At 48.9% G+C, this 23,680-nt stretch carries 19 protein-coding genes; 5 read left to right on the top strand and 14 right to left on the bottom strand.

The window, feature by feature from the left end; translation table 11 throughout:
• The first annotated feature begins 185 nt into the window (after positions 1-185).
• The gene (locus KF767_07145) at positions 186-947 is read left to right on the top strand and encodes a class I SAM-dependent methyltransferase (protein ID MBX3017645.1); all 762 of its coding nucleotides are present in this window, start codon (positions 186-188) and stop codon (positions 945-947) included.
• A 150-nt stretch (positions 948-1,097) separates the two neighbouring features.
• Positions 1,098-2,648: a hypothetical protein gene (locus KF767_07150; GenBank protein MBX3017646.1), complete on the top strand. Its 1,551-nt coding sequence runs from the start codon at positions 1,098-1,100 to the stop codon at positions 2,646-2,648.
• Between the two features lie 82 nt (positions 2,649-2,730).
• On the opposite strand, the gene KF767_07155 is transcribed toward KF767_07150, so the two are convergent.
• The 10 genes from KF767_07155 to KF767_07200 form a co-directional block, all read right to left on the bottom strand.
• The gene (locus tag KF767_07155; protein ID MBX3017647.1) at positions 2,731-3,369 is read right to left on the bottom strand and encodes a hypothetical protein; all 639 of its coding nucleotides are present in this window, start codon (positions 3,367-3,369) and stop codon (positions 2,731-2,733) included.
• 11 nt (positions 3,370-3,380) lie between these two features.
• Complete coding sequence (locus KF767_07160) at positions 3,381-4,238, bottom strand: class I SAM-dependent methyltransferase (GenBank protein ID MBX3017648.1); 858 nt, start codon at positions 4,236-4,238, stop codon at positions 3,381-3,383.
• Positions 4,239-4,244: 6 nt separating this feature from the next.
• A complete protein-coding gene (locus KF767_07165; GenBank protein ID MBX3017649.1) occupies positions 4,245-5,186 on the bottom strand; it encodes a glycosyltransferase family 2 protein in 942 nt (313 codons plus the stop codon).
• Positions 5,187-5,189: 3 nt separating this feature from the next.
• Complete coding sequence (locus tag KF767_07170; protein ID MBX3017650.1) at positions 5,190-6,008, bottom strand: phytanoyl-CoA dioxygenase family protein; 819 nt, start codon at positions 6,006-6,008, stop codon at positions 5,190-5,192.
• Positions 6,009-6,024: 16 nt separating this feature from the next.
• Positions 6,025-6,714: a WbqC family protein gene (locus KF767_07175; GenBank protein ID MBX3017651.1), complete on the bottom strand. Its 690-nt coding sequence runs from the start codon at positions 6,712-6,714 to the stop codon at positions 6,025-6,027.
• A 156-nt stretch (positions 6,715-6,870) separates the two neighbouring features.
• Complete coding sequence (locus tag KF767_07180; protein ID MBX3017652.1) at positions 6,871-9,042, bottom strand: hypothetical protein; 2,172 nt, start codon at positions 9,040-9,042, stop codon at positions 6,871-6,873.
• Positions 9,043-9,096: 54 nt separating this feature from the next.
• Positions 9,097-10,236: a dTDP-4-amino-4,6-dideoxygalactose transaminase gene (gene rffA, locus KF767_07185; protein ID MBX3017653.1), complete on the bottom strand. Its 1,140-nt coding sequence runs from the start codon at positions 10,234-10,236 to the stop codon at positions 9,097-9,099.
• A gap of 18 nt (positions 10,237-10,254) precedes the next feature.
• Positions 10,255-11,280 carry a hypothetical protein gene (locus KF767_07190; GenBank protein MBX3017654.1) on the bottom strand — a complete coding sequence of 342 codons (1,026 nt, stop codon included), beginning with the start codon at positions 11,278-11,280 and terminating at the stop codon, positions 10,255-10,257.
• A 514-nt stretch (positions 11,281-11,794) separates the two neighbouring features.
• Positions 11,795-13,198, bottom strand: a complete 1,404-nt coding sequence (locus KF767_07195; GenBank protein ID MBX3017655.1) for a hypothetical protein — start codon at positions 13,196-13,198, stop codon at positions 11,795-11,797.
• 212 nt (positions 13,199-13,410) lie between these two features.
• Positions 13,411-14,793 carry a mannose-1-phosphate guanylyltransferase/mannose-6-phosphate isomerase gene (locus KF767_07200; GenBank protein MBX3017656.1) on the bottom strand — a complete coding sequence of 461 codons (1,383 nt, stop codon included), beginning with the start codon at positions 14,791-14,793 and terminating at the stop codon, positions 13,411-13,413.
• A gap of 173 nt (positions 14,794-14,966) precedes the next feature.
• Between KF767_07200 and KF767_07205 the strand changes: the two genes are divergently transcribed.
• From KF767_07205 to KF767_07215, 3 genes are read left to right on the top strand one after another with little or no spacing between them, the layout of a single operon-like run.
• On the top strand, positions 14,967-16,121 hold the full coding sequence (locus KF767_07205) for a glycosyltransferase (protein ID MBX3017657.1): 1,155 nt from the start codon (positions 14,967-14,969) through the stop codon (positions 16,119-16,121).
• Positions 16,114-18,633, top strand: a complete 2,520-nt coding sequence (locus KF767_07210; protein ID MBX3017658.1) for an oligosaccharide flippase family protein — start codon at positions 16,114-16,116, stop codon at positions 18,631-18,633. Before KF767_07205 ends, KF767_07210 begins: the two co-directional genes overlap by 8 nt.
• A complete protein-coding gene (locus tag KF767_07215; GenBank protein ID MBX3017659.1) occupies positions 18,620-19,489 on the top strand; it encodes a hypothetical protein in 870 nt (289 codons plus the stop codon). The genes KF767_07210 and KF767_07215 overlap by 14 nt, the downstream gene beginning before the upstream one ends.
• Here the strand turns inward: KF767_07215 and KF767_07220 are convergent.
• The 4 genes from KF767_07220 to KF767_07235 are packed head-to-tail and all read right to left on the bottom strand — an operon-like array spanning position 19,482 to position 23,601.
• Positions 19,482-20,381, bottom strand: coding sequence for a glycosyltransferase family 2 protein (locus tag KF767_07220; protein ID MBX3017660.1), 900 nt, complete (start codon positions 20,379-20,381; stop codon positions 19,482-19,484). The two genes, KF767_07215 and KF767_07220, sit on opposite strands and share 8 nt — an antisense overlap.
• Positions 20,378-21,175, bottom strand: coding sequence for a glycosyltransferase family 2 protein (locus tag KF767_07225; GenBank protein ID MBX3017661.1), 798 nt, complete (start codon positions 21,173-21,175; stop codon positions 20,378-20,380). The genes KF767_07220 and KF767_07225 overlap by 4 nt, the downstream gene beginning before the upstream one ends.
• Positions 21,172-22,089 carry an NAD-dependent epimerase/dehydratase family protein gene (locus KF767_07230; protein MBX3017662.1) on the bottom strand — a complete coding sequence of 306 codons (918 nt, stop codon included), beginning with the start codon at positions 22,087-22,089 and terminating at the stop codon, positions 21,172-21,174. Before KF767_07230 ends, KF767_07225 begins: the two co-directional genes overlap by 4 nt.
• A complete protein-coding gene (locus KF767_07235; protein ID MBX3017663.1) occupies positions 22,090-23,601 on the bottom strand; it encodes a hypothetical protein in 1,512 nt (503 codons plus the stop codon).
• Between the last annotated feature and the right edge of the window lie 79 nt (positions 23,602-23,680).

Raw genomic sequence — 23,680 nt, forward strand, 5'->3', positions numbered from 1 at the left:
GGAGGGGAGAGGTTTGGTTTGAGTGAGCACGATTCAAGCCTTGGGTCGGAGGTCTTCCGAGGACCACCATGAATCTTAATAAGTCCTTGATCACGCAAGGAAATTACGTTCTTTCGTCGGTCCAGGCAAGACCTGTTTTGATCGCAAAAATTGTCCGTTTGATGATCATGACCTAAGCTACATGAATGCAAGCAGATACATCGAAAGCAAAGAAGAACGTCGAACAGTTCAACTTGGATGTCAGCAATGATGGTTCCTATTCCTATACAACGACCGAATCCCTATCGGGTCGCTTCTCGAACGGTCGATTGTCTGATTCCATAGCATCTGCTTTTGAGTACCGCGATCAGCGGGTCCTCGACTTAGGTTGTGGGGATGGGGCTTATACCGTGGAGTTCGGGGCCTATCAGCCGAAGGAAGTCTTGGGAGTTGACCCCGCGGAGCTCGCAGTTGCTGCGGCAAAAAAACGTGCCGTAAATGTGGGCGTGGACCGAGTTGTCAAATTCCGAGTTGGAAATATCTACGACCTCGATCAAGTCTTAAATCTCAACGATTACGACTGCATCGTGATTCGCGGTGTTCTTCATCATCTTCCAGATCCGAAGAAGGCCATTCAGCTACTCAAAGGTTTCAAAGGAACGGTTGTCATTTTGGAACCCAACGGAAATAACCCGGTTTTGAAATTGATCGAGCGTCTCTCGCGGTACCATGTCGATCACGAAGAGCGTTCGTTCTTTCCGATGACGATCAACTGGTGGCTGGAGGATGCTGGATTTGATTTGCGCAACACTCGCTACGTGAATCTCGTACCTTTTTTCTGCCCAAATTGGATGGCTAGACTTCTACGTGTCTTTGAGCCGCTGGTGGAGCGAATCCCCCTTGTTCGTAACTTCGTCTGTGGTCAGGTTATGATCACGGCGAAAGCCCATTCAAGCCGCCGGCGATAGCATCTATTCCGCAGCTTTTAAGCGGAAGTCCGAGTGAATTTCGCCCATGGCGCGGAGAGTAATTTTCCCGAGTTCTCGCTCAGAGTTGGTCAAACCGATATCGGTTGTTTCATATTCCTATGCTCTCCAGTAGAGCTGTAGGTATCAGGAATGAATAAGCTCAAATTCGCACAAGACCGCACCTACCTAACAGAGTGGCAAATCGCCGTATTATTGGCTCTAGCTTTGAGCGCGGCGATTTTCGTCTGGCAAATTCCTTACGGACTGAACCTATGGGATGAAGGCTTTCTCTGGTATGGCGCTCAGGCGGTTTTGCGTGGAGAAGTGCCCATTCGTGATTTCATCGCTTATGATCCCTTCAGATATTATTGGTCTTCGTGGTTCATGACTGCTTTGGGAAGTGATGGTGTTATTCCCGTCCGATATGCCGCGATGGTCTTACAGAGCGTGAGTGTTGCTCTTGGTGCTACGTTAATGCTGGGGCGGGCAAGTCTGAGTGGTTGGCGATGGGTGATGGTTTTGAGCTACATCGTCATCGCGACATTGTGGATGCTGCGGTGGTATAAGGGCTTCGACATCTTCGCGTCGGTCTTGTTAGTTTTCACGACATTCCATGTCCTAACCCATCCGAGTTCAGCCAGATTCTTCATGGCGGGAGTGGTAGTTGGAGGAGTCGCCGTCTTGGGTCGAAACCATGGTCTTTATGGTGTCGTCGGTTTTGTCATCGCGACGGTGATGACCTCCTTTCTGGAGCGCAAAATAATCTCGATGAATCGTGTTCTACTCTTCGCTATTGGTGTCGTGCTTGGTTTCTCGCCCCAGCTCTTCATGCTGTGGTTGATTCCGGGATATTGGGCGGCATTTCTAGACTCTGTTCTTTCGATCATCGAGATGGGAGCAACGAATCTTCCGCTTCCCATTCCGATGCCTTGGGATGCATTTGGCGGCGGTGGGGCGTTGAGGCAGTTGAAAGATTTGACCGTGGGCCTACTCTTTCTGGGAATCGGTTTATTTGTCGCTGTTCCCTACGTCTTACGCAGATTTAAGATCGATCTTGAAGAGCGAACTCGTTTGGTCCTTATTGCTTGCGCTAGCTTTTCATTACCCTACGCGCACTATGCCTATTCACGGGCGGATTTAGAGCATTTGTCGCTGGGGCTCTATCCATTTCTAATCGGTATCTCGCTTCTCGCGCTCAATGTTCGCGGCAAAGGACGATTTGCAGTGGGTGTTATCATCATCCTGCTTCTGATGATTCCGTCTAAATTTGCGATCTTGCCTTGGAACATCCGAGAATTTGTCGCAGTCAATATCTCCGGGGAACGTTTGTGGATATCTCCTGAGGTCCAAGCGGAAATTCAGTTGATCGAGAAGATTAACCGTGAGTTCAGCTCTCGTGAGAATGACATTGCTTTTGTTCCTTTGTGGCCTGGTGCGTATTCCGTGCTTCGAAAAATCTCACCGATCTGGGAAATCTACGGTGTCCTGCCGAGAAACGACCGGTTTGAAGAGAAGGAAATCGCTTTGTTGCGTAAGAATGCCCCGAAGGCCATTCTAGTCTGGAACCTTTCGTTGGATGGTCGTGAAGAGTTGCAGTATCGTCATACCCATCGTGCAACGTATGAGTACATCCTAAAACATTATAGAGATAATCGGAGCTTCCTTGAGGAATTGCCTTACGAGTTTTTTACTAGTCAATGACGTTATCTGTGCAAAATAGGCAGACTGTGGGCGATTGAGCGGGAATGTGAATGTCTTATTCAAATCTTTCTAAAATTGTGATCTAGCGAGGGATCTTCAGGCCGTCTAAATGTTCCTTTATCGGTTTAGCTGGCGCACCGACCCAGGTATGATGCGAGACATGGTCCTTGTTCAGGTATGAAAGCGCACCTAGCAAAGTATGCTCGCTCACATTCATTTTTTCTTTCACTACTGAATTGAAACCGAAAAAACAACAGTCAGAAATGTTGCAGTGGCCACCAATAACAGCGCCAGCGGCGAAAAAATTGTGATTACCTATTTGTGTGTCGTGGCAGAGTACAGCATTTGTCCAAATAACATTGTTGTTTCCAATTTCCACACCGTGCTCAGCCACCGCCTGATCAAAGAAGATGTTGTTTACTCCGAGTTTGACCGAACTATGTATCTTGGCGTGATTTGAAACGAGGTTTACGATCTTTAATTTTGCATTATGGCATCTTTCGAATACTGATTTTCGTGCCTCCATATCCCGGTAACCTACAGCAATGATGAAGTCATCGCGTAGGTGTTTTGACTGAAGGAAATCATGCCAAGCGATGGCAGGTTCAGAGAAAATTAAGTCAGCGGTTGGATTATCAACTACAAATTTAATCGAGTGGTATCCGCAATTTTCGAGCGCGAGTTTAGCAACGCTGATGGCGAGAGAGCCTGCTCCGAACACTACTAAATTTTTCACTTAATGAGTACTACCCGTAGGTATTTGAATAACGACTTGCTGGCGGGGAGAATCGATTGAAGATAGCCCTCGATTCCTTCTGAACTTTCTCGGGTGCTACCGTGAATGATCCTTGCTTGATCAAGATACCATTCATATTCGAAATTGCATTCGCTGAATCCAATTTCTCTCGCCGCGAGTTCAAACTCCTTCGCACAAAAACCTCTAGAGATGGTCTTTCCAGGTTCAGCCTTTTCAAGCATAGTTGCATCGAGGCCAAAAGTTTTTTGGTAGTAGTCACCGTTATGTAGCGATCCCAAAATCTCTTTTCTTAAGATGGCAGGCAGTGTTGAATAGTCCGAATTTTCTCTTGAAATTCTGTCGAATAGTTCGATGAAATCTCTATTAGGATTTAAGTCAGAGTAGAAAACGCCTCCCGTTCGCAGCACGCGATATGCCTCGCGAAGGCATGCCTTGTAGTCCACTAGGTGATCCAAAAATGAATAGGCTGTGGCTAAGTCAAAAAGGTCACCTCCGAAGGGAGTATTCTCAGCAGGCGAAAGGTGTAGACTGATTTTTCCTGACGAAAGGTCGATTTGTTTCATCATATCTTCTGTGATATCGATGCCGTCAACGTGCTGAGAGAAATCGGTCAGCATATGTGTTAAGAAGCCTGTTCCACACCCAAAATCGATCGATCTTTGGCATTTATTGTGAAGGTATGTCGATACAATTCTTCCTAGGATATTCCGTACCTTCTCTTTGTTCTCAGGACGAAAATGTGGACTCTTATTGTACTCGCCTGAGTTTGCGAGAGCAGAGTGTACAAATATGTTTGCTTCAATTGCCTCTTGGCGGGCTTTTTCGTTTTTCATTTAGCCTCAATTCTCGCCTTCAAAGTTAAAAGACTCCGCCACTAGATATCTGGGGCGATTTAGTACTTCTTGATAAATTCGGAAAAGATAAGTTCCGATAATTCCAAGAAAGACCAAAATACTTCCGAGTGAAATAAGTGATACGAGCACTAGCAACGTAAGACCCGTCGGTAATGCCCTTCCAAGCATAGCGAATTGAATAAAAATAGTGGTTCCCCACACAATAACGATAAATAGAAGTAGGGATCCGAAGTAAATAGATACTTTGTGAGGGATATCAGTATAGCTGATGAGAGAGTTGACTGCCAACTTGAGGCGTTTAGTGAAAGTGTAGGAGCTCTTTCCGTTGCTTCTATCTCGAAAATCTAGAGTTACGAATGAGCTTCGGAATCCCATGAAAAACATGAGTGGACCATAGAGCACCTCAACTTCCTTGAATCGCAATAATGCGTCTAGAAATTTTCGATTGAACATTCGAAATGTACCGACATTCGTGGGCACAGAAGTCCTGACGATTTTCGAGAAGGTGTAGTGATAGAGGACCGAGGTAATCCTGGAAGAGAATTTCTTTTCTCCGCGCTTTTTGATGCAGTACACGACATCAACTTCAGATTCGTCCATCTGACGGATTAGGTACGGGATGTCTTCCGGCGAGTCCTGAAGATCTGCATCCATAAGGACTATCCTCGATCCTTTCGCATTCTCGAAGCCGGCACAAATGGCAGGATGTTGGCCGAAATTGCGCGATAGAGAAAGAACTTTGCATCTGACGTCTTCGGTAGCAATTGTTCTAAGAACTTCGAGCGAGGTGTCTCGGCTGCCATCGTTTATCAGTAGAACTTCAAAGGATTTGCCAAGTGAAGTGAACGTAAGTACGAGGCGTTCAAATAGTTCTCGTACTGTTGCCGAGTTATTATATACTGGAATTACGACTGAGTATTCAATCACGCTCTATCCTTGATTGGCTTTATAAAGCCGCTGGTCCTCAGGCACAAAAAACTCTTCTAATGTTTTGGGTAAACGTGTGTCAAAGCCGATAAGTCTCCGTGCTTGCTCATTAAGTTGGGACGATATTTCTGGCTTAACAAAATGCACCCAATCCATGCGCTGTTTCATGAAGGACCTACAGCAGTTCATTGTCATCGAGTGTCTCCAAGCATCTGACCGATTTGCTCCAGTGCGATGCCACAAGCGGGCATGGAAAGTAATTAGCGAGCCGGCTTTGCAAATCACTTTTTGCGCGTTGTTATTGAAGTGGCTTTCGCTTGGAGAGTCTTCAACATGATGGGAGCCGGGCAGAACTTCTAAAGCCCCATTGTCTTCAGTGTAGTCACTTAAAACCCAAATGACGCCCAGATTGAACGCATATCCAAGTTGAAATCTAGGTGAATCAATGTGAATTCGATTCGAATAGTTCGTCCCGTTTGGGGGAATGGAAGAGGATGTTGCTGCGTACATGATCCACGACTTCCCAAGGAAGTTACCGATCAAGGGTTGTAGGCGTGCATCTTCAAGGAGGCCCGCGAAATCCAGGTCGTAGGTAATTAAGTCGTGCAATTGGTGACGATCAAGATGGCTGCGAGCCGAGTTAGGGACCGGAGAAAACTCTGACACCGCACTTTGAAGTTTATTGCAAAGTTTAGAGCACAACGGAAGCGGAAGAAAGTTAGGGATGACGTCAAATCCGCGAGTCAAGATATTGTACTTTTGCGTTTCTTGCTCATCTTGGGAAATTGGACGCAATTTAAACTGGGAATCAAGAAGATTCATTTTCGTACTCCTGAACTCACTTTTTACCGAACTTCATAAATTGGGGTGATGTTTTTCCGCAATTAAATAGCAGATCTAAGATCGACACAGCATGCTCGAACTCTCCCCATAGCTGCGGATAAGGAGGATAGCCTTCGTAACTAAACCATTCTGTTTGAATATTTGAGCGATCAAACAATTCGTCCGAGATATAGGCCTTAGCCGCTGGGCCAGACACATATACCTGAGCATCCGCTTGTCGGCAAATATTCACGAGTCTTTCGTTTCTATCTCCCAAAAGTTTATAGTCCCAGCTCGTTGACAGTTTTGTAACGATGCCGAGGTACTCGCAAATTTTTCCTATCAAAGCATGATTGAGTTCTGACAAAGAGGTGAACCTACGGTTCAAGTACAATGGCGAAATTAAATCCGCGATCTCGTCAAATTGCGGCGCTTGTTTATAATTTAACTGGAGGGCTCTCCAGTGCTTGGCCTGCCAATCACTATTTGGTAGAGTTACTTCCCTAATTGTCCGACTTATGTTTTGGCCAACTGGAACAGATAGCCAAGCGGCACCTTGAGGCGTTTTAATTTTATTTCGGTTACGCCAGTCATTCTTCGTGAACTGCATGTCATCGTAGAATACAAATTCATCGACCGAGCCGATGAGGTCAAAATACCCCTTCCAAGGAATATAGTTGGATTGGAGGATAGCAATTTTCTTCACAATAACCCGGACGTTTTCAGGATTTCGCGATATGGCCTATAGTAGGCACAGACCATCTATTCTTACTGATCTAATATCAAGGTTCATCTTACAGCAGATAGCGAGATAATGCTTCTTACCGAGGCTCGCCGCATTGCTTCAGGGATGCTCAGACCTTTAACTTTTGAGTTGGGGGCGAGATTTCCGCGTGAAATTACCTAGAAAATTGAATGTCAGACCGAGAGCGATAACTAGCCAGAATATATTTACCCAGATCATGAAACGGCCGAGTGCTTTAAATTCCGTTTTTAAGCTCGATGAGCCCTTCGGAAGATAATATGCCTGATAAACTCCGGCGAACGGGAAAGTGCGGAGAAGACGTTCATTTCCTTCTTCGTCTATGGACGTGCCACTCCAGTTCTCGTGAAAGATGTGACTAAAAACTGCGATGGAATCCGTTGGTACGCGCAAAATGAATTCGAATGAGTCCGATTCTTTTGAATTTGCATTCAATTTCGATCCGATAGGCAATTGATTTTTGTGCAGGTGTTGATCGATTTTATCTGCTGGAAATACCTGCCCGAATCCGAAAGGGTTCTTCACCTTGGAGAAGTGGAGTCCGTCAATTGCTAAGGTTGGAAGACTGCACGAGGACTCTGATCTTGCTTCAGATGAAACAAGAATCTCGATATTACTTAACTGGAAAATTATGTCGTCACAAGATGGGGAGATGTACAGGTTCGATCGTCCTAATGTTGACATTTTTCCGCCAAGGCGACCGATTGCGCGATGATAGAACTTAGATGATAGGCTATTGTAAGTATGTGCGCTGGAAAGGTTTAAAGCGGCATTACTGTTAGGGGGAAGGAATGAAACATCGTTGCTGGTAATGGCAAATCTTCCCCATTGAGATAATTCATTGACGAGGTAGTTGGTGCTTCGCGATCTCTGCCTCATGTCTGAGTAGGGCTGCCATACGATTAGTTTCAGGTTTAGCAGTACAACGAAACTCAAGGCTACTAGAACAACTGCCGTACTGCGGACGTGATGATTTGTAGTGAACAACACTACCAATAGCATTGCGTAAGGTATGAAGGCGACCCAGCTTAGGCGTAGTCCTAAGGCCGCAGTACACCAAACTGCTGAACCAAGAAGTATAAGAAGTACTGCTCCTATCAAGAGGAGTTTAGACCTTTTTAGTCGGTCTCGTAAAAGTAGATCGGCACCATTTAAACCAAGGATGAACAACGGAACGAAGGCATAACTGAGTGGGTTTCCACGAGAAAAACCGAAGCCTAAATATTTGATTGAGAACTCATAGACTCTTGGTGAGAACGCCATCAAGGCTAGTGCGCTCAAAATAGCAATCAATGGAAGTTGTGATCTGGACAACCTTAAACCGGCCAGAACGAGAAGAAGTGCGGGCCATGGTAACGACACTGCTGCGAAGGGAAGTGGGTAATCGTTCCGGATCGGACTGCCAACAAGGTCTGGTGTGAAAGTGACAAGGAAGAACTTTGCTAGGTCATTAAGATTGGCAAAAGCGGTTTGGCTTTGAGCAAAAAAACTATAGCCCGCACTGATGCGTGAGGAATTCTGATGCATATGGTACACGTCAATAAACGGAGTTATGCTAGCTAAGACGCCGATACAGACACCAGCAAATGCGGTAACCCAAATCATTCGCCCGCGTGAGCTGCGGTACGAAAGCCAAGTAAGAAGAGCTGCGAAAATGTAAGCCGCGTAGACTGAAGCTTGTGGTGTCGCTATCATTAAGTGGCTGTAAACGCAGAATCCTAAAATCAAGCTATTTGATATGTTTTGGACTTGAGTAAGCCTAATTAGTGAATAGTAAATTCCTAGAGACCAACACCAAATTCCGATGAAGAGTGGAAAGCTCGTCCAGAAAAGAACAGCTGGAGAGGTAGCGGAGACGATAGCGCATATTAATCCTGCGATTGGGTGTGCTTGGGATTTGCGTCCTATTTCGATAGCAAAGAAACCGATTAGATAGATGAATCCTAAAACAAAAATCGTTTGAAAAATCCAAGCATCTTTAACTAGGAACGAAAGAATCCATGATGGAAAGTATGCGGGGCTTAAGCTACCTACATGATATTGTGGGCTTCCAAGTTCATTTCTCATGCTCCAAAACTTAAGATTACGAGAGCTGTCATTGTTTAGCTGTATATGGAGTCTAGGTATAAAACTGTTGCCATAATCGGAAAACTCCCGCCGCTCGAAAGACGAATTAGTCGGAAGATTGACGTCATCACCAGGCGGGTATGGCGCAATTACGAAGCCGTTCAGAGCAGGTAAAGAAATGACTATGGCAATTATCAGCCACACGATATGGATTGTTTTGTACGATAGTGAGCGGAGTCGACTGAGGTACATATGTGACTATCGAGTCTCTTTTAGAGCTTGATTGAGCACCTCCACCACTCGAGCAACGTCTGTAATGGACATTCCAACCCAAAGTGGCAGTCTTAAAATTCGCTCAGATAGGTCGTCAGTTATATTCAAACTTCCGCCGGTCTTCCCATATTTTTTGCCCCCTGGTGAAGAGTGAAGAGGCACGTAATGAAACACTGCGGACACGCCAGATTCTTTAAGTTTTGCAAGAATACGTTGTCGGTCAATGCCCCGGTCGAGAATTACGTAGTACATGTGAGCGTTATGACCGCAATGTCTTGGTATTGTCGGGCGTCGAAGGTACTCCGCACTCTCTAACGCTTCTAAGCATTTGTGATATTCTTCCCATACCTGCATTCGCAATTCCGTAATCTTTTCTGCATCCTCTAGTTGTGCCCACAGAAACGCGGCGATGAGTTCGCCTGGAAGAAAAGATGAGCCAACGGTTTGCCAAGTATACTTGTCGACTTCTCCACGAAAGAATCGGCTTCGGTCTGTGCCTTTCTCGCGAATGATTTCGGCTGTCTGAATATATTCTCGGTTGTTAACAAGGATAGCTCCTCCCTCACCTGAGATTACATTCTTTGTTTCATGAAAACTGTAGGCGCCGAAATCTCCGATCGCGCCCAATGCTCGTCCCTTGTACGTCGACATAACACCTTGAGCGGCATCTTCGACGACAGGGATCTTGTACGTTCTTGCCAAATTGATAATTTCATCCATTTCGCAAGCAACGCCAGCATAATGAACAGGTACAATTGCACGAGTCTTCTCGCTGATTGCGCTTTCGATTAACCTTTCATCAATGTTGAGGGTATCCTCTCGAATGTCGATAAAGCGCGGAACAGCGCCCCTCAAAACAAATGCATTTGCCGTTGAAACAAATGTGTACGATGGCATTATGACTTCGTCCCCTGGCTGTAATTCCAAAAGTAACGCCGACATTTCCAAAGCAGCGGTGCAAGAATGAGTCAAAAGAGCAGAAGATGCTCCAGTTTTCTCCGTGAGCCACCGATGGCAACTCTTAGTAAACGGGCCATCGCCGGCAAGCTTTCCGTTCGCATGGCATTTTGCGATATATTCTAGCTCTTTGCCCGTCATGTGGGGCCAATTGAAGGATAGTTGCATTTTAGACATAGTGTCTTTCTATGGTTGATGATTCACTTCATAAATTTGGAAAAGCCAAGGTTCGATACTTCGAGCGTTTGTTCGTAGTCCGTAACGTTCCATGTAGTATTGCTTGAGAATAGATATTCGAGCCTCATCCGCAATGATTGCGGTGCGAGAATTGTTGAGCGTGTAAAGATAGATGTCATCAAAACCAAGGCGCTCCATCCAATAGTCGTTAAACGGAGATTGCGACGTTGCTCCGAGACCGAAAAGGTTTATCATCCGAAAGGATTCAAGGCTATCAAGGGGGTGGACGAATTCGATCCTAAGCATTGGCCCCCACAAGACAACGAGATCTAGCGGCATTGACCGTAGGGTTTTTAAGCGCTCACTTAACTGTTTGTTTTCGTTTGTGAGCTCAATTTTCTTGGCACTTATCTTGTGATAAGAGAACGCCAATATGAGCATTGAAAGTAGAGTTAAGGTTAGTTTTCGTTTCGAGACATGCCGTGGCCGAACGAGCATCAAAGGCTGTAAGATAATCGCGTCACCTACTCGATCAGGCATCTTCAGAAGGAGCCCCAGCCCGAAGAACAATATTGAGGATAACGCAAATTGAAATAAGCTGTCGCGAAAGCCACCCGAAAAAAAGACGACCAGGGCTACCAACATCGACAAGAAAAGATATTCGGGCTGTAAGTATCGAGCGAAAGTTTGAACGCGATCCAGTCTGAAGTAGTTGTCCAAAGTAAAGGCGCCGAGCGCCCTTAAAACATCGATCGAAAATACCTTTCGATCAGCGTAGTTCCACGTTCGAAGCATCTCGAAATCATTTGCTGAGAGACTCGAATTTTGAACTGCTTCACTGTCGCTACGGACCAAATTATAGTCATTGATGTTTGCTCGTAGTTCGTTGAACTCGAAAAAACCTTCCCACCCTTCACGGTCGTAGTGGCTAGTGTTAAAGTAGGACCCTATACCCATTAAGACAATCAAAGCTACTGTCGTAAGAATAGAGTTAGGATTTATTCTGCGCTCGCGAAATACAGTTGCGAGTTGCATAACTACTAGGGTGAATAACCCCAGGTATGAGGCCATTGGCCGTATCAAGTAGGCTATCAACATTAACGTCGCACCACAAAATTGATTGCGCTTCTCATTCTGAGTCATCAAAGAGACTGAAGTTATCGAAGTAACCAATGCTACAGTGGTGAAGTTGAACTGTAGGACTAGGAGTATCGCTAGAGCGGCTGAGAGCAAAATGCAGGTTGCTATTCCAGCAGCTGAGTATTTTAGTCGAATAACTATGTAAATCGATAAGATTCCCAAAATATATAAGATCAAGAAGTGCCAACTCACCGACGGGAATGAGTCGAAGAGAATATTTAATAATCGGCCATATAGGTAGTGTGTGAAAACAGTGAACTCTGTTCCAACTGGAGACAAGCCGACGCCCTTCGTCCACATTAGAATAGCGACATCGTCATTTGTGCGGTAATAGGAGGGTAGCCATGCGACCATGGAGATAAGCGCACCTAAACTCGAGAAGTGTAGAAGACACCTTGCTAAGATGGATTTAGTCACCTGGAATCATGCCTTCGGCTGCAGATGAATTCTTCGGTCCGTAATATAGCCGCACGTGCGAATTGACGATTTTGAATTTCGCAAACTTCTGCTCGATGTAAGTTAGGACTCTTGGATTTGTACTTGCAAAGTTCAATTCTTTTCTTCCGTCGAGATCTTGTAGGTCCAGAAGAGCGAAACTAATTTTTGATTCTTCCATTCGTTGAATCTCTCTAAGCTCCGCCTGCTCTCCTCTTGCCCACAGCGCGTAAACTGCCCACATCGGCGATCTTGCCGAGTATAGCGCGTATGCTCCAGGCATAAATGGGGCGACCAGAAAACCATTCTCCTTGCCTCCAAAACTAGATACAGCATCTTGTACTACTGAAATCTCCGAATACTGGTTAGCGTCCACGGCTATTTGATCACCATGCACTTCGACAATATGGCATGGCTGTTCCGCAAGGCATTTCCAGCCTGAAATATAGGGCAGTGCTAAAGTAAGACCTGAAGCAGTTAGTGCGAGTAGAATGAGTGTTCGATACGGCTTGCATAATTGTACAAGTGCGATCGTGAAGAAAAAAATCGGAAATATTCCAAGTGCAAAATGACCGATATCGGCGCGCGAAAATGCATAATGAACATAAGGAAGAACTAAACATGCGCTGCCAATCAACATTGGGCTTCGGAGGGATGGGAGCCAGCGACTCAAAAACAGAACTGCGGGCGCGAGAAAGCAGCAGAGAGCGAACCAAACAAATCCAATGCCAAGCAATAGATCTCGAACCTCTGCTAAGGAAAAACTACTTATGATTCTGGACGGCGTGGGCCAAGGAACCGGGAGGGGAAGATTTGTGGATTCGATGGTGAACAAAAACAGAACGCTATCTACAAACGCGCCAAAGGCTCCTTGGTAGAATAGCATCCACACAGCAATCGGGCTGTAGCCAACGATCACGCCCATTGTGAACGAATTGATCGAGCGAATGCGGCAATTACCTTCTTGTGATCCATGCCAGAGAGATGTCGAATACGCGAGTATTGCGCCAAACAAGGCATACACGCCGTGATTTCTTCCAACTAGCGCTGCGAAGCCAACGGCTAGTCCGAGCCTAAATTCGTTCCATCGTTCATTTGGGTTGCTCAGAAAAACAGTTACGCTAAATACGCTGAAAATTGCTATGGCTGCATCGTATGTCTTGTGCCTTGGACTCATCCATGCGGCCAATGCGATCGAGAGAATCGCCACCATAAATGGGTGAATTGTTATTTTCTCTTGTTGGAGTATGCGGATTCCGTAGAAGATTCCTAAGGCCTGAATAATTGCAATTGAGAAACGAATGGGTACAATTCCTTCGTTGCCCCAGAGAACTGAAAATACTGCGCTCCAGTAGTAACGGAGGGGATCATAGGACATAAAATCTCGGAACGCTGTCTCGCCCTGTAAAACGCGTTGAACCCCGTACCAAAGAAAACCCTCATCCCACAAGCTTAAGGATAGCCTCGAGAAGAGCAAGTACATCAAGCCCGCGACTGTGCTCGCCCAGATGGCCGCGGCATACCGTCCAGCACCGCGGGAATGAAAGAAAAACTTAGTTCGCATTTAAGATTGGGCCTTACTTCAAAAAGTTACGTTCGACTATAATCGTCTTGATATCGAGTGATATCATCTTCGCCAAAGTAGCTTCCGAGCTGAACTTCGACGAACTTCATGACGGACGTACCGGTATTGCGGATACGGTGCTTGGCTTGCAGTGGGATCTTCACGTAACTGCCCCGTTCGACGGGTATGTCCTGTTCGTCGAGCACGACGACGCCGCGTCCTTCGACGACAAGCCAATGCTCTTCGCGTTTGGTGTGCGACTGATAGCTGATCTGTTGACCCGGGTTCACGAAGACGACTTTGGATTTGAACGAATCTGTATTCTTGAGAACTTCAAAGCCCCCCCAGGGACGTTCCTCATCAGGATGCTGCTGCAGGAGTGAAGGTGCTCGACTACCGACTTGTTCGACGACCTCTTTCACTTTTTGCGATTGCCCTCTGCGGGTAATAAGAAGTGCGTCCTTGGTATCCACGACGATCAGGTCGTCCACTCCGGCGAAGCTGTAGAGTTTGTCGGGAAGCGTATGCACATAGTTGTTCTCGGAGTCCACGGTGACATGATTTGGCGTTTCAAGTTTGCCTTTGATCTCTGCAATCGCGTCCCAGCTACCAACGTCATCCCATCCCATATCACACGGGACACAGGAAAGTTCTGTAGGCCCTAGCTTCTCAATAATTGCGTAATCGATACTGATGTTTTTAATCTGCGAGTAAACCGTTTCAAGATTACTAAGGTCGAGTTGGACGCTTTCGATAAGTCTCCACATCTCGGGTTGATGAAGACGGAGTAGGTCGGCCATCGTGCCAATCTGGAAAATAAATATTCCGGCGTTCCAGTAGTGCAACCCACTTTGCAGGAATTTCTTCGCGGTTGGGAGGTCAGGTTTTTCGTGAAAACGCTCGACGGACTTCAAAGTCTCACGAGCGCTTGCCGGTACTTCTGAGCTCGTCTGAATGTAGCCAAAGCCGGTCGCGGGATAGTACGGACGAATGCCTAAAGTGACGACTTTGCCTCTTGCGGCCTCGGACTCGGCGGCGCGGACAGCGATCTGAAAGGATTTTTCCTGAGTAATAAGCTGATCTGCCGGAAAAATACCGACGAGTTGATTCCTGTCGGTGTTTTGACGGAGTACATGGCAAAGCAACGCGATAGCGGGCGCCGTATTGCGGCCCACGGGCTCTAGAATCAGATGCTCGAGAGGGATCTGCAATTGCTTTAGTTGGAGAACCGTCTGATCGCGCAATCCTTTGTTGGTAACAATCCAAGGTGATCCAAAAGCTGTCAGTCGACGCAAAGTCATCTCTTGTAGGGTTTGCTCGAAAAAGTGGCAAAATTGTTTCGGCGTCTTGGCTCGAGAAAGAGGCCAAAGGCGGGTGCCGCTGCCGCCGGATAGGATGACTGGGATCAAGGAACTCCTCCAAAGTTACTTAATAGCCTAGAAATCGGAGGTGTGGAAACATAACACGCAGCAGTGTGAGTCCCTAAGTAGAACGGAGTATTTTTCCGTTCGTGCAGCGCCTTCGAATCCGTATCTATTGCCCATATTTTCCGTACCCCATCACAGAAGGGGCTTACCAAGTCATGTTCGATCAGATTCGGAGCCTGGCGCAATGGCACGATGTGGAGCTAGTTACTTGGAAAGAAAGTGCGGATCGAATCTCTAGAAAGACTCAATTGTCTGACCCGTTTCAGGGAAAGGTCAAAGTCGTTAGCTGGGGAGAAGATGAAACAAGCCGTGAGGGGATTGGTAAACGTACCCTGCGAACGCTGAATAGCCTGTTCAGCGCAGCACCAAGTCCAGCCGACTTCTACTACCCACGCTCCTTGGACCACCGCCAAGAGTTGTCTGAAGTTGATCTGGCGATCTATCATTATACATATGCGTGGAACTGGTTATCATCCAGGGACAATGTGCGAGAGAAGACGCGGGTTCTGCATTTTCACAATATAGAATCCGACCTCTATCGCTTGAGGGCCGAAAACGAGAAAATTGGCCCTTTTCGGGTTATCCACCGAATGAATGCGCGAAAGCTGACCGACATCGAAAGGATACTGCCAAACCTCGTGGACGAGTGCTGGTACGTCAGTGCCAAGGACGCATCGGATTTCCAAACTCGTCTTGGACATCCTGCCGCCTGCCAGCGAGTCAGGCCCCCGAGTTATGACCCCGCCCGCCTTCTCCAGCGCCAGCGGCGATTTGTCGAGGACCTCGATCAGAGTCGGCGCATGGGGAGCGTTCTGGGTTTTGTCGGGACGCTCGACTTCGCGCCGAATATCTTGAGCCTCGAGTGGATCCTGGATCGCCTCGGTCCCGAGCTTCTTCGTCGGGGTTGGTCCGGAACCCTTCGTGTCGTAGGTCGCAATCCGAGCCCCGAGATGCGGGAGAAGTTGAAGCAATATCCTTTCGTAGAGTATCTCGGTTTTCTGACTGATATGGAGGATTTCTGGTCCAGTCTCTCGGCTTTTCTGATCCCGCATATTGAGGGATCGGGCGTTAGAGTTAAACTTTTGGATGCTGTGGCTTCGGGAATTCCTACTTTGGCGAATTCAGCGGCAGTCGAAAGAGTCGACAAAGCACTTATTGGATCTTCCCTTCTATGGGTTTCCGACGATCCTCAGGATTGGGTTCGTCGGATACTCTCAATAGACGGCCACCAAGAGAGAAAGTTATTGGCGATGAAGCCTCTAGAGCAAGTCTTGGACGGGAATTTTATTTACGGAGACTTCCGTGAGTAATACCGATCAAGAGTTGGGTGCGATGTCGGTGCGCCCCGCCGGGCACTTGCTGGCTCGCAACGTATTCATCAACATCATCGGGCAGGCACTGCCGATTCTCATCGCGTTTTTCTCGATCCCTGGATTGATTCGTGCTTTGGGGACCGAAAAGTTCGGCGTTTTGGCTTTGGCTTGGGTGCTCGCGGGATACTTCAATCTCTTCGACCTCGGGCTGGGCCGGGCCGTTGTGCGAACCGTGGTTCAGAAAATTCCCTTGCGTAACTCTGAGCTTTTTCAGGCGATTTGGGCGGCACTCCTCATTTCGGTCTCCCTGGGTATTTTGGGCGGTGGGATTCTTTACTTTTCGTCGGAGTGGTTAACGGTTCATTTCTTTTCCGTCGACAATCGGCTGCACGGCGAGGTGTTGAATAGTCTAAAGATCATGGGGATCGTCATTCCTTTCGTGGTGAGCTCGACCATATTTCGCGGGACTCTTGAGGCTTTTCAGAAATTCGATTGGATCAACTTCATACAGGTTCCCATTGGGGCGTTGACCTACCTTTTACCGTTAGCGATGACGGCTTATACCATCGAGCTTCCCTGGATCATCGCCACGTTGGTCTTCGCGCGAATTCTGATGTGGGTGCTGATGTTAGTCATGTGCGGTCGCTGCCTTTCGGGATATCCCAAAGGCTTTCGGGTGCCGCGAAATGTCCTGCGGGAGCTACTGAGTTTTGGATTCTGGATATCCATGTCCAATCTGATTCAGCCCTTCCTTTCGTATCTGGATCGCTTTCTGATCGGTTCGATGATTTCGATGGTGGCCGTTGCGTACTACACGGCGCCGATGGAAATCGTGCTGAAGTTTTGGATTCTACCGGGCGCCGTGATTAGCGTGATCTTTCCGGCGTTCTCCGCGCAGGCTGAGTCTTTGCCTTCACTCAGAACTTTATATTTCCGAAGCACCAAGTTTCTGGTGATCGTCATCGCGCCGCTGTCCTTTTCTCTGTCCGTTCTTTCGGAAGAGATTCTTCGCCTGTGGATTAACCCCGAATACGCACATCAGTCGGCCGCCGTACTTTCGGTCCTTGCGCTCGGAATTTTCGCGAACTGCATCGGTTTTGTACCCGCGGCCTTCTTGCAGGCCATCGGAAAGCCTTCGCTCCCCGCGAAACTACACGTCGTGGAGTTTCCCTTGTACGCGCTCTTTCTCTATGTCGGCCTCCGATTCAATGGCGTTGTCGGTGCGGCGGGAGCATGGATGGTGCGTGTGCTTTTCGATAGTTTGGCCTTGCACTACGTGTCGCTCTCGCGCCTGAAGGCAACAGAAGGGTTGGCGCGCGCGGTCTTAGGGATTCTTCTTTTCTTTGGCCTCGCGGCCGTGACGATGCCTCTTTCTTTGTCGTTACGTATCGCTTCTGCGGGCGCCGTTTTTCTTCTGACGCCGATCGTGGGCTGGTACTGGGTTCTCAGCCTCGAAGATCAGAAGTATCTGTTGAACCGCATTTTGAGATTTAAGACGGTGGGTCCATCCTCGGGATTGCGTCGCGGCGGGGTTCGAAAGGTGGGCATTGCCATGGCCGTCTACGATCCGGATCCGAGGATGTTCGTAAGGCAATTGCGTTCCCTGAGGGCACAGGACTTCCGGAGTTGGGTTTGCTATCTCACGGTTGATTCGTCGGTTGCCGAGATCACAAAGAACTTGGAGGTCGCGGCCGAGCTTTCGGACCCTCGTTTCCGCATCTTTGAGAATTGTGAGAGGCTAGGGGCAACCAAAAATTTTGAACGTGGCGTCTCGATGGTTCTGGCGGAAGATATCGACGCCGTCGCGTTCTGCGATCAAGACGACGAATGGTATCCGCAGAAGCTTTCGAGGTCTGTGCACTTTTTGGAATCGAAGCCGATGGGATCTTTGGTTCATTGCGATATGCGGGTTGTCCGTTTCACGGATCGCGGGAATGAGTTGATCGCGGAGTCGGCCTGGAGACATGAGGATCGGCAAGTGGAAGAGCAGTCACCCGCCCACTTCCTGATCCGCAACTGTGTCACTGGAGCGGCCAGCCTGATGGACGTGGAACTTCTGCGCTCCCACTGGAAAATCCCGGACTCTTTCAAGTATCATGATCAGTGGTACGCCCTCGTGGCGGCGGCTCGCGGAGGTGTCTATCCGATTCCCGCTTCGCCGCTCTACGACTATGTTCAGCATGATGGGAACGCCGTTGGCGTCGTTCCTTACCAGGGTTTCTTCTATCGTCCACCGGGGACGAGCTTTCAGGAACTCAAGGGGCGCGCCATTGAGTCTTGGAGAATCACGGATCGTATGATCGCGGACTATATGAGTTTTGGATTCAAGCTTGGCCTCGTCGAAAGAGGTTGGCGTTCGAGCACTTGGTTCGGAGGTTTGTTGTATATCGGGGTCGGACTTTTGCACCTTCGGATCGACCCCTCTTTCGCGCGGGCGTGCGCGATCAAAGGCTGTGGCCGGATCCTCGATCGATCCGCCGTTGCGGATGAAGCATATGGCGTTCGGTGAGGTGATCCTCGTTTATCTCGAGTGGGGGGACCGAAATCGCGAGGTGGCGCTCAGGACCGCTATCGAGACGACGAGTCGAATTTTTGCGGATATCCCGTTGAGAATCGTGATCGTCGACAACAAGAAGATCTGCGTGCCATTTGATCAAGCGGTGGTTCTGGAAGGGGACAACTCGGGGCGTGAGTTTTCCGGTTGGGATGTCGGGATTCGGCACATCTTCTCTCGACCCGCGGCCGCGACGGCGGTGTTCGTTTTCGCCAACGATACGCTCGCGGTGAATTATGGCGGGGGCTTTCTTAAGATGTTTCGTCCTTCGGAAATCCAGAAGCGAGTTCAGGCTGGATGGACCTGCGGTTATGTGGACGAATATCCGTCGGGTGTCGAGTTTTTCGGATATTCACTTCGGAGCTGGATTCGGACAAACTATTTCGTGATGCCCGCGGTGACAGTGCGTAAGCTGGGGCGCTTTTCCTTCGAGATGGATTGGTCGAAAGTGTTCGGTGGCGAGTCTCTCTTCGCGAGAGAGGCTTTGGTGAGCCCCAGTCTTCGTGCTTACTTGCATGAGTGGCTGACCGGAAGAGTGGACCCTGGTTATCGCTTGGGCGCAACATGGCACTCGGCGAAACCTTGGACCCAGGAAAACCATGAGAATTTACGTCTGAAGGCTCAGATGATTTTGACTGAGCTTGTTCTTAGCCAAAGAATTCGCAAGGTCTCCCCGGGGATTTTTGATGTTCGTACATCTTTGTTTCGTGCCGGGGGCCTCTATTATGTCGCCGAAGCTCTGCGAGTTCTGCGCCTCGCCCGACGTCTTCGCGCGAAGTTTTGGCGTGTCGGGGGCGAAAGTACTAAGTAAGAGCTTTGCGCAACGACTTCGCCGTGCGGAAGAGGAGCTGGTTTTTCCGTAGGGCATGTTCTATGCGAGATCCCCATGTCGCGAATTTTTCCTCGAGATAACCGCGTTGGGGGCGGAAGTAGAAGTGATAGAAGTGATTGAGGCTGTGGTCCAAAAAACGCAGCCGGACGTCGGAGTCGGCAACGACCGTTGAGGAAATAATATTCACCGCTCGCAAATAGCTTTCACCCATACTGCGAATATCTTTACACATATTAGTACCATGTTGACGATAAAGACAGACGGTATCTTCGATGGTTAAAGACTTTCCGATATTCAGGAGTTCCGCCCAAAAAATGAAGTCTTCTTTCGCCCGCATCCCCGAACGGAACGGACCATCGGCGTTCAGCTTTTGAAGGGTCGTGCGGCGGAAAAGAGCGCTGTGAATCGGAATCGAAATCGAGGTCTCCCAGCCGAAAAGAATGTCTGCACCGGTGACATCTGTCGCGAGTGGCGGCAAGTCGCTGCCCCAGGTTTGGACGAGTTCTCGATCACTAAAAAGATATTTACCGATGACGACATCTACTTCCGAATGTGTGAGGAAAGCCTTCAATTGTTTTGCGGAGTCAGGCAAGAGCACATCGTCGGCATCCAAGAAGCGAACAAAATCTCCTGTGGCCTTGCGAAAGCCTGCATTTCGCGCTTCGGCCAAGCCGACATTCACCGAAAGAACTTCTGCACGCACACCCGGAATTTTTGTGAAGGTAAGAATTTCTTTCTCGATCTCTTCCGAGTTGCCATCGCTGACGACAATGACTTCGTGCTCGACGTCGGTCTGAAGGAAACTGCTTTGGATGGCATCCAGCAAATACTGGGTGTCACGGAAGACAGGGATAACCGTTGTGATTTTCATGTCAGGCCGTCCTTCTCAAGTGCTTTGGATATCTTGGTGGCGCCAAGTCGTCGAATCAAGAAATCTCGGGGAGCCCATTTCGCGAAGAGCGCTTTCCATTCGGCTTTGATGGAGTCCGGGTTCCTGAATACGATGGCATTTGTAATTTGGCCGGGATCCTCGACATTGATACCGATCCACGGCTTGTCTAAACGCTTCACGCGCGGACTCCGAAGCTTAAGAATGGCCAGATAGTGATCCACGTCCAATAGATATTTGAATTGCTTGTCATAGTCTTCAAGACACTGACTCCGGAATGTCACGGCCGAAGGTGTCGATGCAAAATTGGTCCCGAAGAGTTCCAGCATATAGCCCGCGTTCAGTTTGAGAATTTGCCTTTTCGAAGGGCCGCGTTGAAGACGAGTCGGGGAGAGTGGCCGAATCCAGCTGGATCTTGCCATCGTCATCCCTATCGACGGATCGCTAGAGTAAACCTGCGCGAGCTTTGCAAGGTAGTCGTTTCTCAGGAAGAAGTCGTCATGGTGAAGGAGAGTCAAAACGTCTCCCGTCGCGAGGCGAAGAGCCTTATTCCAGTTTCCCGGTGCGCCCAGACTCGGTTGATTGCGGACGTAGGTGATATCCGTTCCTTTGTCCTGGAACTGTCGAACCACATTTTGAACGGCATCGGACCTGGAGTCATCTGTCACGACAATCTCGGTCTGAAAACCCTCTCCACTTTGGCTCACCACGGAAAGAAGGGCGCGAAAGAGAAGTCGTGGGGCCTCGTAAGCGGGGATACAAATGCTGATCTTCAACTCCGTGTCTCCCTGGTTATACGCAAAGATGCGCCGAAGTTTGCCTCGCTCTGCCATCCAAGAACGGTCTGGATTTTTCGGGAGTCCCCTCTTGAGTGCATGATTTCAAACCCACCGAACTCCTCATTTCGTCTAAAGAAGGGGCGGCCGTAGATGGATTCGATCATATCCGCGAGCTCGTTGACCGTCATGGCGCGGCCCGAGGCCACATTGAAAACACCGCCTGGTGAGTCAGACGTGGCGGCGTCGACGACCGCCCGGGCGACGTCCCCGACATAAACAAAGTCCCGGGTTTGTTCCCCGGAGCCGCGAATGGTGAGAGGGCGATTCTCTTCGCAGGCTCTCATAAAAATCTCGATGACACCGGAATACGGAGAAGTCCGGTCCATGCCGGGACCGAAGACGTTGAAAAAACGCAGAACGATGGTCGATAGTTGCGGGTGCTCGTTCTGAAAGAGGAAACGTTCTGAAAAAAGTTTTTGCAGTCCGTAGTTTGAGAGGGGGGAGGTGGGAGAATCTTCGCTGGCTTGGGCATGCCCGAGGTCGCCGTAGACGGCCGCGGAACTTGCAAAAACGAAACGTTGCTTTTTCGTAGAGCTTCGAATCGCGGATCGCAAGGCGATCGTGGTCATCACGTTATTGGCGTAAGAGACTTCGAGCTCAGTTTCGCACTGTTTGACGTTCACAGTTGCCGCGAGGTGAATGATGGCGTCGGCGGTTTTCAGTTCGGACGCAAAGGCCGAGGAGTCGCGGGCGTCGCATTGGATGTAGCGGAGGTTAGGAGCCCGCAACTGTCCTGGCTTCAGGTCGACAATCACCACGGAAAAACCACGACGGAGAGCTTCCCTTGCGCAATGCTGGCCGATGAAACCACTTCCGCCGGTGATCAACAAGAGACGCGCGTGTTCATTCATTCAGCGCCCCTTCCGCGAGGCGGCGGCAAAACGTTTGAACTTTCGGAGATATTTCATTCCCGGAAGCCGGTGAATACGCGCGAGTTTATCGGTGAAAGTGCGTAACTCCGCATTCAAGCGAACTTGCTCGGCGAGCAAAATCTCGCGCTCACGCGTAAGGAATGAAAGCTGGCGTCCGAGATCGGTGATGCGGACTTGCGGTCGTTTGGAGGCGATGAAGTCGGCTTTGAGATCCTCAAAATGACCACTTTGGCCGTTGAGTTCGACTTGAACTTGGATCTCAAATCCGATCCATCGATCAAGCTCCGGCAGAACGGCAAGACGTTCGCAGCTCGCTTGGTAGAAGACATCCAAAGTGCCGAATCGCTCGGCGAGATAAGATTTGACGTAGGGACTTAAGGAAGAGATTCCACGATAGATGAGGTACGAGATCTCAAGATCTTCGTTGAGTTCCCATTCCAAGTCGATGGGAGTCAGTCCATCGTCATTCTGAATGATGTTTCGTGGAATTAAGTCCCACTGATTTGAGGGGACGGTCGTGCCGTCACGGCTTTGCGTGATCAGGGCTTCGTACGCGGCCCAGATTTGATCAAATCTATTGTCGTCGTTGAAGTAACTCGAACGTAGCAGCGCAAAGCTCACCGGCGTCGTGCCTTTGACGATCGTCGGCGGGGGGGCGATCCACTTGAGACCTTTCGAGGTTGTTGGACCGTGAATATGAGATTTCGTCACTTCGATCTGACCCTGGCGTTCGGTGAACTGAGTTTGGGTCAGCGGGCTTGTCGTAGACGAGTAAAGAGTGGCGAGTTCTCGCGGTCCGGCGACCTCTCCGAGGGGGCTGGCTTGGATCAGAAAAGAGTTCGAAAACTGGTCCAGCAGTTGTCCATCAGAGAAAGCAGAAACAAAGAGCTCGTCCGGAACCAGTTCGCTCCGATGTCCTGAATAGTCCCGACTGTATGTTGAGAGACTGAGCTCCTTAAACAATGAGGGGTTCAGGTCGAACAACTCCTGCTGGAGAACGCCTTTCGGCATTTTGTAATCCGGTACGGGATATGAAAAACGGGTCTGCCCGAAACCGGCATTCGAGAAGAGCTCTTGCAGTTCATGACGAGAGAATGTTCGAGGAGAGCGCGCTCCTTTGTAGCCGACGATGCCGTCAAACAGCTGGGCGGTGTGGTCTTCGGTGGCACCGTTAAAATACTTGAAGCCCAGGCGATTTTCGATTGCAAGAATAAGCTGGCCTTCTGGTCTAAGGTGTTTTCGGCATTTCGTCAGAAAATCTAGAAACGGACTTTCCCCACCCCATATCACATCGGCGTATTCCAGCACGCCAATGACGACGACACGGTCGTAGAGTTCATCACTCTCGAAGGCCTTGAAGTCTCCGATATGGACAGCGATGTTTTCTAGATCCCGCACTCGTGACTGAAGGACTTCGGCACGGGATCGCGTGCCTTCGACGACCGTGACGCGAGAGGCACTTTCGGCAAGAAAGCGGGTCATCGCTCCCATTCCCGCGCCAATCTCTAGAGCCGAGCAACCGGCAAAGGAAAGGTGACGGAGCAAGTTCGCTCGCCGGTGGCTCAAATGA

The organism is Pseudobdellovibrionaceae bacterium, assembly GCA_019637875.1.
Taxonomy (GTDB): Bacteria; Bdellovibrionota; Bdellovibrionia; order Bdellovibrionales; family Bdellovibrionaceae; genus JAHBUW01.